Source organism: Vibrio sp. 1562, from assembly GCF_033340155.1.
In the GTDB taxonomy this organism is placed as follows: domain Bacteria; phylum Pseudomonadota; class Gammaproteobacteria; order Enterobacterales; family Vibrionaceae; genus Vibrio; species Vibrio alginolyticus.
In genome coordinates, this window is sequence record NZ_JAWOVY010000018.1 from 44,246 (window position 1) to 57,301 (window position 13,056).

The 13,056-nt window shown below is 46.5% G+C and carries 13 protein-coding genes; 4 read left to right on the forward strand and 9 right to left on the reverse strand.

Annotation, left to right across the window (positions count from 1 at the left end; genetic code table 11):
- Positions 1–27: 27 nt before the first annotated feature.
- Positions 28–813, reverse strand: coding sequence for an acetolactate decarboxylase (budA, locus tag R7Z49_RS17320; RefSeq protein ID WP_005382707.1), 786 nt, complete (start codon positions 811–813; stop codon positions 28–30).
- A 97-nt stretch (positions 814–910) separates the two neighbouring features.
- On the opposite strand from budA, the gene R7Z49_RS17325 reads away from it, so the two are divergent.
- A complete protein-coding gene (locus R7Z49_RS17325; protein ID WP_318111860.1) occupies positions 911–1,792 on the forward strand; it encodes a LysR family transcriptional regulator in 882 nt (293 codons plus the stop codon).
- 178 nt (positions 1,793–1,970) lie between these two features.
- Positions 1,971–2,726, forward strand: a complete 756-nt coding sequence (locus tag R7Z49_RS17330) for a PhzF family phenazine biosynthesis protein (protein ID WP_186585396.1) — start codon at positions 1,971–1,973, stop codon at positions 2,724–2,726.
- 69 nt (positions 2,727–2,795) lie between these two features.
- On the opposite strand, the gene R7Z49_RS17335 is transcribed toward R7Z49_RS17330, so the two are convergent.
- Genes R7Z49_RS17335 through R7Z49_RS17345 form a run of 3 tightly spaced genes read right to left on the reverse strand, consistent with a single transcriptional unit; the run spans position 2,796 to position 5,345 of the window.
- Complete coding sequence (locus tag R7Z49_RS17335; RefSeq protein WP_005373267.1) at positions 2,796–2,924, reverse strand: DUF2474 domain-containing protein; 129 nt, start codon at positions 2,922–2,924, stop codon at positions 2,796–2,798.
- A 20-nt stretch (positions 2,925–2,944) separates the two neighbouring features.
- Entirely contained in the window at positions 2,945–3,952 is a 1,008-nt protein-coding gene (gene cydB, locus R7Z49_RS17340; RefSeq protein WP_047101326.1) for a cytochrome d ubiquinol oxidase subunit II, read from the reverse strand.
- Between the two features lie 28 nt (positions 3,953–3,980).
- Positions 3,981–5,345 carry a cytochrome ubiquinol oxidase subunit I gene (locus R7Z49_RS17345; RefSeq protein WP_086047473.1) on the reverse strand — a complete coding sequence of 455 codons (1,365 nt, stop codon included), beginning with the start codon at positions 5,343–5,345 and terminating at the stop codon, positions 3,981–3,983.
- A gap of 154 nt (positions 5,346–5,499) precedes the next feature.
- Between R7Z49_RS17345 and R7Z49_RS17350 the strand changes: the two genes are divergently transcribed.
- Positions 5,500–6,915 carry a PLP-dependent aminotransferase family protein gene (locus R7Z49_RS17350; protein WP_176311490.1) on the forward strand — a complete coding sequence of 472 codons (1,416 nt, stop codon included), beginning with the start codon at positions 5,500–5,502 and terminating at the stop codon, positions 6,913–6,915.
- 9 nt (positions 6,916–6,924) lie between these two features.
- Here R7Z49_RS17350 and R7Z49_RS17355 read toward each other — a convergent pair whose 3' ends face one another.
- Positions 6,925–7,473: a sugar O-acetyltransferase gene (locus R7Z49_RS17355; protein ID WP_025767897.1), complete on the reverse strand. Its 549-nt coding sequence runs from the start codon at positions 7,471–7,473 to the stop codon at positions 6,925–6,927.
- A gap of 333 nt (positions 7,474–7,806) precedes the next feature.
- Here R7Z49_RS17355 and R7Z49_RS17360 point away from each other — a divergent pair, with 333 nt between their 5' ends.
- Entirely contained in the window at positions 7,807–8,673 is an 867-nt protein-coding gene (locus R7Z49_RS17360) for a mechanosensitive ion channel family protein (protein ID WP_017633679.1), read from the forward strand.
- Between the two features lie 98 nt (positions 8,674–8,771).
- Here R7Z49_RS17360 and R7Z49_RS17365 read toward each other — a convergent pair whose 3' ends face one another.
- From R7Z49_RS17365 to R7Z49_RS17380, 4 genes are all read right to left on the reverse strand, one after another.
- Positions 8,772–9,092 (reverse strand): DUF1840 domain-containing protein, encoded by a 321-nt coding sequence (locus tag R7Z49_RS17365; RefSeq protein ID WP_005373256.1) that lies wholly within the window; start codon positions 9,090–9,092, stop codon positions 8,772–8,774.
- A gap of 173 nt (positions 9,093–9,265) precedes the next feature.
- Positions 9,266–10,168, reverse strand: a complete 903-nt coding sequence (locus R7Z49_RS17370; protein ID WP_017633678.1) for a hydroxymethylglutaryl-CoA lyase — start codon at positions 10,166–10,168, stop codon at positions 9,266–9,268.
- A complete protein-coding gene (locus tag R7Z49_RS17375) occupies positions 10,149–12,197 on the reverse strand; it encodes an acetyl/propionyl/methylcrotonyl-CoA carboxylase subunit alpha (protein ID WP_186585392.1) in 2,049 nt (682 codons plus the stop codon). The genes R7Z49_RS17370 and R7Z49_RS17375 overlap by 20 nt, the downstream gene beginning before the upstream one ends.
- On the reverse strand, positions 12,190–12,972 hold the full coding sequence (locus R7Z49_RS17380) for an enoyl-CoA hydratase-related protein (protein WP_017633676.1): 783 nt from the start codon (positions 12,970–12,972) through the stop codon (positions 12,190–12,192). Before R7Z49_RS17380 ends, R7Z49_RS17375 begins: the two co-directional genes overlap by 8 nt.
- Between the last annotated feature and the right edge of the window lie 84 nt (positions 12,973–13,056).

A 13,056-nucleotide genomic window follows, 5' to 3' on the forward strand; every position in this document is an offset into this window, starting at 1 on the left:
GTTGTCCTTATTATTTGCCTGACTTTGTTACTTTTCCGCCTTTTCTATGGCGGTATTTATATCTTCCGGAGCCAAATTGGCGTTGAGGAAGTCTGTCGATACTGGGGTATCAATCACTAGCCGTGAGACTTTGCCAATCTGGAGGAACCCTGACGAAATGCTGTAATCCTGGATATGACCACCTCCTTGGCGGTCATCGGTAATAAAGTGTTCGTGATAGCCGGGCACATTAATGCCAGTCGTGTATTTAGGACTGCGAAAGCCGGCGACCACGCCTTGCTTATGCGTGAAGCGGAATGTTGGTTGTTCTTTGACCACTTCAAGCATTGGCCGATAAGGGCGTGTTTGTTTAGGTACGGTACGAGTGCGAACTGAATCGAAAACGCCATCAATGCGCACTGCGCAAAATAGGTTATCGCTTGGAACCATGTCGTCTATGAGGTTATGGACTTCATGACGTGACATGCGCGATGTCAGTGGCAGCTCGATATCAGGTTTAAAAAAAGTCATGACAGCAAAGGGCGTTTTTTGCGCTAGGTCTGCCGGGTTTGCGGAGCCATCCGACTTGAGTTGAAAAACTTCCTTATCAAAAGCAATCAACTCACCATCCAATTCATTGAACGTACCTAAACCAAAATCCCCATGTTTCAGCAGTTCTTCTATGGTTGTTGAGCCTTCGTAAACACCAGCTATCAAAGCACTCATTAACGAAGTCTGATAAATCTCACCATCTCCGGTAACGTGATGGTATTCAGAAAATTCTTTCGCTACTTCAAGCGAACAAGCGCATAGAGGGTTATAAAATCCACGCATGAGTAAGACCAGTTATGCAATGAAGAGTATATTTAGATTGACTTCTACACGGTGCTAAATCCAATATAAAAAAGATTTATTTTGATATGGAAAATATATGGAACTTCGCTACCTGAAGTATTTTGTCGCGGTCGCCGAGACTCGTCACTTTACCCGAGCAGCTGAACAGTTAGGGATTGCGCAACCTCCTTTGAGTCAACAAATCAAAAAGCTAGAGCACGAGCTTGGCGTGGACTTATTTAAGCGCTTGTCTAGAGGAGTAGAACTGACCCATGCAGGGCAAGTCTTTTATACGGATGCGGTAAATATTCTTGCTGATGTGGAACGCGCTAAAGCAAAAGCCCGACAGATTGCCCGTGGTGAAAATACGCAGGTTAAAATCGCGTTCGCGACGTCAACATCAACCTGCATTAAGGTATTGGAGAGGATTGGGCGTATTCAAGAGAATGGGGTTCATTTACAGACGGCGGAACTATCAATGCCAGAGCTTGCCACTCAGTTAAAAAGCAAACAACTTGATCTCGCAATCATGCGGCTACCCTGTTACGCCAGTGAGCCTTTTGAGCACAAGGTGTTGTTTAACGACCCGTTTGTCGCGGTGATTCCGGCGGGGCACGAACTGGCAAAATATCCCTGTATCCAGATGAAACAGTTGAGAGGCCATAAAATTTTACTGTTTCCACGAGAGACTGGACCCGCATTGTTTGATGGCATGAGCACACTTTTTGCCGACGCAGGAGTAAGGCTCGAACCACAGTTCGCAGCACCGCAACTTCGTACGACGATTGCCATGGCGCAGGCTGGGTTAGGTATCGCTCTCGTTCCGCGCTCACTGGCTGAACATCTCGATGATTCCGCGACAGTCGCCGAGATTGAGGATATCCCTCTCACTAGTCGTGTTGTTGTTGCTTGGGAGGCGTCTAATCTCAATAAACAAGCGCTAAAAGTAGCCATGCACATCGGTCATGTTGAGGCTTAAAGCTTTGTCATATAACCTGTCGATTGTACCCAACGAACAAAACTTACTGAAGATTGCGACTCTGTTGTCGTATATATTACCTACATCAAGTTGACTTGATAGCTGAACTCTCGTTTTTATCGAGATGATAATGACGAGGACCTTGATTTAATGCATGGTTAAACCGCAAGGGTGATGGATGATTAAAGCGCAAATATTTGATGTATTTTGTGATGAGTTAGCTCAAGGTAATCCATGTGGCGTTGTCGAACTAAATCACTGGCTGAGTGATTCTGAATTACTTCAAATCACTCATCAGGTCGCTCAACCTGTCACATCATTTGTGGTTCAGTCTGGCAGTGACTACCACATTCGCTGGTTTAGCCTAGAAGGAGAGATCAACCTATGCGGACACGGAAGTTTGGGCGCAGGCGCTGCAATCATTTCCAACTATCATAAGAACGAGGTCATTCTACAAAGTCAGTATGGTCATGTTACCGTTACTGGACTGGATGGAATGTATCGGATAGTGATGCCAAGTTGGCTAGCCAAGCCTCATGCCATCCCCTTGGGTATTTCAGGCTTTTCCAATCACCCCGTAGATGCTTTTACAACGCGTGATTTGGTTGTTGTTCTCGAATCAGAAGATGATGTTGTTCGCTATCAACCTAACTTTGATGAGCTGATTAAAATTGATGAGTTTCATGCTGTCATCGTGACGGCTCAAAGTTCTGATAGTGGCTATGTGCTGCGTTACTTTGCACCTAAAATCGGTATTTCAGAAGATCTTGCCACAGGTTCGGCTCAGTGCTCATTGGCGCCTTATTGGTTTGAAAAGCTAGGCAAAGAAAAATTGACGGCTCGTCAGCTATCTCGTGCTGGTGGTTATTTTGAAGTGGCTCGCGGTTTAGAATCTACGATCGTATTGTCTGCACACGTGAAAAGTCGGACTTGAATGCAAACGCCTCTAGCTCTTACACAAGATCTAGAGGCATCCATTTTTTATTGACTTAAACGTGCCGAGCTAAGATTTTAACCCTGCAGCGGTCATCATGACGCGAAATAACATAGACACTAACCCTAATGCAGCGACGCTAACGACCCATATTCCAACCATCCAAGCCCATTGGCGGCACCAATTTTTGATTTTCATACTCACTCCTTATCAACTCGTTAATGGTACGCTTCGCCTTCTTTTACTTTTCCGGAGAAGACGTAGTAACTCCAAAAGGTGTAAGCCAGAATAATCGGGATGATGATCACTGCTCCAACGAGCATAAAGCGCTGACTGCTTGCAGGAGCCGCTGCTTCCCATATTGATATGCTAGGAGGAATGATATTTGGCCAGATACTGATGCCAAGCCCAGCGAACCCGAGAATCACGATCACTAACGCCATCACGAAAGGGCTGCGCTCTTTACGCTTTTTAACGGAGTCGGCAATCTTCAAACATACCAGCCCAGTAATGACAGGTACGGGCAGTAAGTAGAACAAATTAGGCAGAGAAAACCATCTTTCCGCAATGGCAGGGTAAGCAAGTGGAGTCCAAGCGCTCACAATGACTAATGCGGAGATCATCGCCAGTAGTGTTTTGTTAGTGAAGCGGTGCATCGTGTTTTGCAGTTCACCTTCCGTCTTCATGATGAGCCATGTGCTACCAAGCAGCGCGTACGTTGCGACTAAACCCAAACCACAAAAGATGGGAAAAGGGCTGAGCCAGTCGAGTTGGCTACCTACGAAGACGCGGTTTTCCACCGCAAAGCCTTGAATTACCGCGCCAACAACGATGCCTTGGAAAAACGTGGTTAAAATCGAGCCGACCATAAAAGAGCGATCCCAGAACTTTAAGTGATTTTCCAATGCTTTAAAGCGAAACTCAAACGCGACGCCACGAAAGATCAAAGCAATCAACATCAACGTTAAAGGGATGGTTAGCGCTTCAATAATTACCGCGTAAGCCATCGGAAAAGCGCCAAATAGAGATGCGCCTCCAAGCACAATCCAAGTTTCGTTGCCGTCCCAAACTGGCGCGACACTGTTGACCATGACGTCTTTTTGTTTTTCATCCTTGATGAAGGGCATCAGTATTCCAATACCCAAATCGAAGCCATCCATGATGATGTACATCAAAGTGGCAAAAACGATGATCGCGAACCAAATCACGGATAAATCAAAATGCATATTCTCTACCTTAACTTTGTGACAAATTCTAGATGCGGCCTGAAACGGTCGTCATGTCGTGCTCATCGTGTTCGATTGCATCGGGGCCTTTCTTGATTTGGTGGATCATGTAGTAATACCCAAAACCAAACACCAAGCTGTACACAACAAGGAAACACAGCAGGCTGATGCTCATTTGTAGGTCTCCGTGTGCAGAAACCGCATCACGCGTTTTTTGTACGCCATAAACGACCCAAGGTTGCCGACCAACCTCTGTCGTAAACCAGCCAGCGAGTATTGCGATAAGACCAGATGGCCCCATAAATAATGAAAACTTGAGGAACCAACGCGAGGTATAAAGCGTGTTCTTTTTTCGTAACCATATGCTGTAGAAGCTCTGTAAAATCATCAGAAGTCCTAGCCCGACCATGATTCGAAATGACCAAAAGACGATAGGTGAGTTCGGTCGTTCCTCTTTCGGGAAGTCTTTCAGTGCCGGGATTGGCTCAGTTAAACTGTGGCGTAGGATCAAACTTCCTAAAACAGGAATTTCTAAGGCATAGTCTGTGCGTTCTTGTTCCATGTTTGGCATGCCGAACAATATCAATGGGGTTGGTTTGCCATCACTGTTATCCCAATGTCCTTCGATGGCAGCGATTTTGGCGGGCTGGTGTTCCAGAGTGTTTAGCCCGTGCACATCGCCAATCACGGTTTGGAGTGGCGCAAGGAACACTAAGATCCCGAGCGACATCGAAAACATGGTTTTTACCGCAGTCGATTGATTGCCTCTCAATAAATGCCAAGCGGCTGACGCGCCTACAAAGAGTGCTGAACTGACGAAAGCCGCGACGCTCATGTGCGCCAAACGATAAGGAAATGAAGGATTGAAAACGATAGCAAACCAGTCGGTTGGCACCACACGTCCGTCGACAATTTCATAGCCTTGTGGCGTTTGCATCCAACTGTTGGAGGCGAGAATCCAGAACGTCGAAATGATCGTTCCTAACGCCACCATCGAGGTTGCAAAAAAGTGCAGCTTTTCGCCGACGCGACGCCAACCAAACAGCATTACGCCAAGAAATCCGGCTTCGAGAAAGAATGCCGTTAACACTTCATAAGTCAGTAATGGGCCAGTGATAGAACCAGCGAAGTCGGAGAAACCACTCCAGTTGGTGCCGAATTGATAGGCCATGACAAGGCCAGATACAACGCCCATCCCAAAGTTAACCGCAAAAATTTTCGACCAGAAATGATAGAGCTTTTGGTAATCGGGATTGCGTGTTTTTAGCCATAAGCCTTCCAGCACTGCGAGATAGGTGGCCAAACCTATGGTGATAGCGGGGAAAATAATATGAAAGGATACCGTAAAGGCGAACTGTATCCGTGCAAGCATAAATGCGTCGAGGCCAAACATTAAACTTCCTTTGATCTTTTAAGTTTTATGAGAGAGCTATTTTAAGAGGAGCGGAATGAGGGAAGTAGGTACAGACAGTGACTATAAACCTATAACAGATTAAATATTGAAGTGTTATTATTTTGAATTCGGCTTTAGGGAAGGGGATTTGCGTTTGGCGAAGTATCAAGAGTTAGTGGAACAGCTTAAAAGGCAGATAAAATCGGGGATATGGCATCCGGGTGACAAGCTGCCTTCTCTGCGTCGCCAATCTGAACACTCGGGTTTAAGCTTGATGACGGTGTTGCATGCCTATCAAATTCTGGAATCTCAAGGCTGGGTAACGTCACAGCCGCGCTCTGGTTATCGAGTCGCTCCCAATATTAAGAGTTCAAATGAACCCCAAGCGCCAGCCGCGGTTTCGTGGACAGAGCAGGTAGACATCAATGAGTTTATCTTTGATGTTCTGCAGGCGAGTAAAAATCCATCCATGATCAATTTTGGCTTTGCCTATCCAGACCCAAGTTTGTATCCACGCTATCACGTGAATCGGGCGATGAGCGCAGCCGCTCGCAATATGCCGATTTCCACCACCTTTGATAACTTACCGCCGGGAAACGAACAATTACGCACCATCATCGCGAAGCGTTATGCTGCGAAAGGCATTGAAATTTCACCCGATGAAATTGTCATTACGGCAGGCGCGCTGGAGGCGTTAACGCTCAGTTTGCAAGCCAGCACAAGACCGGGAGATTGGGTGGTTGTGGAGTCGCCTGCATTTTATGGTGCATTGCAATCCTTAGAGCGGTTAGGTTTGAAAGCGCTCTCAGTAAGAACAGACCCAGTCACGGGCATTGACCTAGACTCATTGGAACGAGCGCTGCAAACACACGATGTGAAAGCGTGCTGGCTGATGTCGAACTTCCAGAATCCTCTGGGTTTTACGCTTTCCAACGAGAAAAAACAAAAGCTGATTGAACTGACACAGCGATATAACGTGCCAGTGATTGAAGATGACGTGTACAGCGAACTGCATGCAGGGAATGACTCGGTTTATCCACTAAGAATGTTTGATGACACGGGCAATACCATGTTGTGCTCCTCGTTTTCAAAATCATTAATCGCAGGGCTACGTATTGGTTGGGTTGCGGCGGGAAAGCGGGCGCTAGAGGTACAAAAGTTACAGTTAATGAGTACATTAGCGACGAGTGCACCAGTGCAAATGACATTGGTACACTATTTAACAAGCCGCAATTATGAATCTCATTTGAAGCAGTTACGGAAAAAGCTGTTTGAACGTAAAAGTAAGATGACGGTTCTGCTTAGTGAGCTGTTACCTGAAGCAGTCAAAGTGTTAAGCCAAAGCGGTGGGTACTTTATTTGGTTAGAGCTTCCCAAGCATATTGATGCCTTGCAGATATATCGAGAAGCGCTAAAAGGTAATATCAGCATCGCACCGGGAAAGATGTTCAGCCTGACAGAACAATACGATCACTGTATTCGTCTTAACGCTTCTTTTGAGCTCAATGACAAATATGTTCATGCTCTCAATCTGCTCGCTAATATTATTCGCGAGCATTTGGCGAAATAGCGACTTTCTTCAGTTTTTTGGTTTAATGGAGCGCGCCGGATTTCCAACAACTCGATCGCCCGGCGCAACGTCTTTGGTTACGACAGAGCCAGCGCCGACGACGGCCTCATCGCCAATGGTCACGCCCGGCAGTATGATTGCGCCCCCACCAATCCAAACGTTATTGCCAATTGTTACCGGTTTGGCGATCTCATCTCCGGCTAAGCGTCTTTGTGTATCGAGTGAATGAGCGGCTGTGTAAATTTGCACTCTAGGCCCAATCATGACGTTCGCGCCAACCTCAACCTGCCCATTGTCCAGAATAATGGCATCCCAGTTGATGTAGGTGTTTTCTCCGATGGACAAGTGACAACCGTAGGTAAGTTGTAGCGGTGGCTCTATACAGGCGCTGTTTTTTAATTGGACGCCCATTTCCGCCAATAGTTGTCTACGGATATCTGGGTTTGGCTCGTGGTTAAATTGGAAGACAAGCTGCGCAGTTTTGGCGCGCATTAGCTTTAGTTCTTCATCCAGACAATTATAGGTTTCTCCAGAGCGCATCCGAGTCAGTTCTGACATAACAATCATTCCATCAATGTTATTTGCAATAAGGTGCATAATAGGTGAGAGTGATTCGAAGTGAAAATTTGATGCTTAAAAATCAGAAAGTTATCACTGATTTGCCTTGCGTATCCAGTTGGTTGATTGGCTCGTTTAGTTCACAAAGACGTATTCCCTAAATGGCTTAATCGGTTGAAGCCAAAGTGGGAAACCACTCGAAGCGTTTTATGTAGATTACAATATAGTTAATAAGAAGAACTTAATTGAGCCGCTGCGCTATCGATTGATCCAAAAATTTATGACTTATGCGCTCTGGCTTGCTGGCAACGATGAATCAAGAGTGAGCACTTTATGTTCGAACGGGTCATTTCATTTTTAGAAACAACACTGTTTACCTTTAACGAACAACCTATCACGTTATGGGCGATATTGATGGTGCCGACATGGGTGATTGTCGCTTTATGGTTGTCCAAAATTTTAATCAAAACCGTTACGTCAAGAATGTCCTCATCGGGGAAAGATCCTAACGTGATTCATTTGGTTAAACGGATATTATTTGTCATCGCTCTAGCCATTATTTTTATGACCACACTTTCGATGATCAATGTGCCAATCACCGCGTTCGCCTTTCTGTCTGGTGCCATCGCTATCGGCTTCGGTTTTGGTGCGCAAAACATCATTAACAACTTCATAAGTGGCTGGATTTTGATTGGTGAAAAGCCAATCCGAATTGGGGACTTTTTAGAGGTTGAGGGCGCCAAAGGCACTGTCGAGCAAATAAATACACGCTCAACGAGAATCAGGCGAACCGATGGTGTTCATATGCTCATACCCAACAGTCAGTTGATTGAGAACGTGGTGATCAACTGGACGTTATGCGACAGATTAGTTCGTGGCTCTGTCGTCGTCGGTGTCGCGTATGGGAGCGATGTCAAACAGGTTGCTGCCTTAATGGCGGAAGTGACTTCGCAGCAAGCGCAAGTTCTGAGTTCGCCAGCGCCAGATGTGTTTTTTCAAGACTTTGGTGACAATGCTTTGATCTTCGAATCTTATTTTTGGATTAACTCAACGGTTGAGGGCGGTATTCGCTCGGTCGCAAGTGCCATGCGTTTTGAAATCTACGAAGCTTTCGAAAAGCACGGCATTGAAATCGCGTTTCCACAACGAGATGTGCACATTGATGGGGAAATCAAGTTGTCTAGGGAGAGAAACGGATAGGGCGATAAGCGGTATTGGTGTTCTTATCTTGGTGTCGAGTAACCATAGCGAGGCGGTCACAACACGGATTCACCTCGCTAGAAACAAGTTTGAAGGCGTTATTGGTTGTCCCACATGACTTCGCATTCTTCTTTGATTGCTGATTTTAGCAACTCAATCAGTGGAAACGCTCTGCGTCCTAGGCTTACCGCGGGCTCTGCTTGTTCTTCCTCTTCGTCTACATCAGTAGGGAGGTTTTCTTCAGCTGCATTTTTCGCAGATAGAGCAGAAGTTAATCTTGATAGCGCGTCAGGAACATCTTGAGCGGAAATTGATCCCGGCACCGTGCCGCTGTGACCCATCATTTTGAGCATATCTAATGCAATATCACCAAACATTGTGACGTTTGAGTGGCTTCGACAACGAAATGTTATGAGCATTTACCTGATCCTGTTTTATATGTTCGGTTTGAAACTAAATTGTAGCTGAAATCAGATACTAATTAATGTGATGAAGACCGTTGAGCGTTAAGGTTTTTATGAGTAACAACAAAAAACGGGCACGTACGTCTGCATGCCCGTTGAAATACATTACCTGATTGGTTGTTGATGATTTACAAGCTATACGGATCGCCCAGAGCTAATGCGACCCTAGAAGCAGGAGACTTTCCTAACGCACGGCAAATTTGCCAACCCGCTTCATTGATGACGCTAAGGTCAACGCCCGTTTCAATCCCAAGTTGCTCACACAGATAAAGTACATCTTCCGTTGCAACATTGCCACTGGCTCCTTTCGCGTAAGGGCAGCCGCCGAGCCCCGCTACTGCGCTATCAATGGTGTTGATGCCCATTAACAAGGCTTGGTAGATATTGGCTAATGCTTGTCCATAAGTGTCATGAAAATGTACTGCGAGCGCGTCTTTTGGCAGTAGCGTTAACAACGAATCCAGCATGGCGATAACGCGATTAGGTGTTGCTTTACCGACAGTATCACCGAGCGAAATCTCATAACATCCCATATCAAACAACGTATTGGCGACCTTGGTAGTTTGCTCTGGCTTGATTACTCCCTCATATGGACACACCATGGTACAAGACAAGTACCCGCGCACAGGTATGTTGTGCTGGTTCGCCAATTCGATAACGGGTTCAAAACGGGCAAGGCTCTCCGCAATGCTGCAGTTGATGTTCTTCTGGCTGAACGTTTCTGAAGCGGAGCCAAACACCGCAATTCGCTTTACACCGCTTTCCAGCGCACGTTCTAACCCTGCGAGATTTGGTGTGAGCGCGCTATAAACCACGTCAGGCTTTTTTGAGATACCAGCAAACACCTGATCGGAATCGGCCATTTGAGGCACCCACCTTGGAGAGACGAAAGATCCCGCCTCAATATGCTTTAAGCCACTGCTGCTTAGTTGGTTAATCAAACGGATTTTATCAACCAGCGTCACTGACGTTTCATTTTGTAAACCATCACGAGCGCCGACTTCGACGATATTAACTTTCGCTGGTAGCATACTCGCGCTCCTTATCTTCACTGACGTTATCCGATATCAAAGACAAATTCAGCAGGATGGAACCGTGCTGTACTTGGTCCCCGTGCTGATAAAACAATTCGTCGACTTTTGCTGCTACCGGAGCCGTGATGGTGTATTCCATTTTCATTGCTTCGAGTACCAAAAGCGGATCGCCCGCCGCCACTTCGTCACCTTTAGCCACCATAACTGCTGAAATTATGCCGTTGAGTGGTGCGGTTGGACTTAGTTCATCATCTACATCTTTTGCAGAGTCAAAGTTAGGTTGATGAGCGAACGTGCGCTGCTGACCAAGATAAAATAGTGTTGTTCTTTGTTCATCGCTAAGTGCATTAAAGGTGTAACGCACATTATCAATATCGACGATAAACTGGTTGTCACTTTCAAGCAGGATGACCTGATGCAGCTCCTCACCACATCGGACAGTGAAGTGAGATCCTGTATCTTGCGATGATTGTTGCAAACGTACCTGATGGTTGGCATTGGCATCCGTGAAGTTAAATCGGTAAACGTTGTCAACCGACAGTCTAAAACCTCGTTTGGTTGGCGCGGGTAACGTTGAGCTGTCTGATTTTGAAATGAGATCATTCCAGCGAGCAACCGCCGCCAATGTAAGCCAGATTGAATCCGACACGTCTTGCTGCTCATTTATGCCTTGTTGATGTGTGACGAGGAAACCTGTATCGAGCTCAATCTCGGCAAAGGCTGGCTGCGAAATAATACTGTGCAGATAACCAATGTTTGTCGTTACGCCACGTACGTGATATTGAGTTAACGCCTGCTTAAGCTGGTTTAGAGCGATATCACGAGTTTGCCCCCAGACGATCAGCTTGCTGATCATTGGATCGTAATATTCGCTGATGCTATCGCCTTGGGTAACACCACTATCAACGCGTACGCACGCTAGGCGCACATTACTGTCTGATACGGGTTCTTTTAAGTAGTCAATGCGGCCAGTCGACGGCATAAAGTCATTGTCTGTATCTTCTGCGTAAATTCGCAGCTCAATTGAATGACCGTTGTGGGTGATTTCAGATTGTGAAATAGGTAAATGCTCGCCAGCTGCGACTTTGAATTGCCACTCCACCAAATCAACGCCAGTGATCAATTCAGTGACAGGGTGTTCAACTTGCAGACGGGTATTCATCTCCATGAAGTAGAACTGACCTCGGCTATCGAGTAAGAACTCCACCGTGCCAGCGCCAACATAGTCGATCGCTTGAGCGGCCTGAACCGCAGCTTCACCCATTTGTTTACGCAGTTCATCACTAAGACCGGGAGCTGGTGCTTCTTCGACTACTTTTTGGTGACGGCGTTGAATGGAGCAATCGCGATCAGAAAGATAGACACAGTTGCCATGTTGGTCAGCAAATACCTGAACTTCAACGTGGCGAGGCTGCAATATACATTTTTCGATTAGAAGCTGCTTATCGCCAAAGCTTGAAAGTGCTTCACGCTGCGCACCGTCGATGGCCAGAGGCATTTCGGCTGCGCTATTGACCACTCGCATGCCTTTACCGCCGCCCCCTTGGGTTGCTTTAAGCATCACTGGGTAACCGATTTTTTCCGCTTCTGCTAATAAATGCTCTACGCTGTTGTCTGTGCCGTGATAGCCCGGAACCAATGGTACGTTCGCCTCAGACATGATGGCTTTGGCTTGCGACTTCGAACCCATTGCTTCAATTGCGCTGGTGGAAGGGCCAATAAAGGCGATGCCATTTTCGCTGCACGCTTTGGCTAGTTTCGGGTTCTCGGAAAGAAAACCATACCCAGGGTGGATAGCATCGGCTTGCCATTTTTTCGCAGCGCCGATAATCGCATCGATATCGAGATACGATTCACTCGCAGGAGCGGGGCCAATGAATTCAGCGAAATCCGCTTGTTTAACATGTAAGCTGCTGCGATCCGCTTCGGAATAGACGGCTACCGTCTCGATAGCCATGCTTTTTGCGGTTTTAATGATTCGGCAGGCAATTTCACCGCGGTTTGCGATCAGTATTCTTTTAAACATGATTCCTCCAATTGGCGGCGCGCTTTTCAAAAAATGCAGCTAGTCCTTCTTGTCCTTCACTGGACACGCGAGCGGTTGCAATAGCTTGGCTGGTGTATTCAATTAATGAATGATCGATAGGTTGGTTATCACAGCGTAAACAAAGTGCTTTTGCAGCCTGCATGGCTTGTGGACCGTTGTTGAGCAGGTGATCAATGGTGCGATTGACGGCTTCACGTGGTTGAGCGTCTATCTGATGAAGAATACTCATCGATAGCGCGGTTTCGGCATCAATCAGTTCCGCGGTTAAAAAGTAGCGTCGGCTTTGTCGTTGTCCAATCGCTCGGATTACGTAAGGTCCGATGGTGGCGGGTAACAAACCGAGCTTCACTTCACTCAAACAGAAGCGGCTTTCAGGTGTACCAATAGCGATATCGCAGCAGCAGATAAGCCCAAGTGCGCCGCCAAATGCAGCGCCATGCACCATAGCAATAGTCGGTTTGCTAAAGGTATCCAGCGTATGCAAAAGTTTTGCTAGTTGCTGTGCATCTTGCAGGTTTTCACTCTCGGTTTTGGTGGCCATTGACTGCATCCAGCCAAGATCCGCACCCGCAGAAAAGTGTTTCCCTTGCGCCGTTAGTACCAATGCACGTAGAGAGTCGTCTCTCTCAAGTTTTTCCAAGGTTTCGATAAGTGAAGCAATTAATTCATCATTAAACGCGTTGTGTTTCTCTGGTCGATTGAGGCTCAACCAAGCAACGCCATTGCTGTCTTTTTCAAGCAGTAGTCCGGTCATGTGACTTCCTTTGTCTGACATTTCAGTCTCTATTCCAATGCTCGCTAACCGTTACTTGTATAAACATCGGTATTCGCGAGGAGT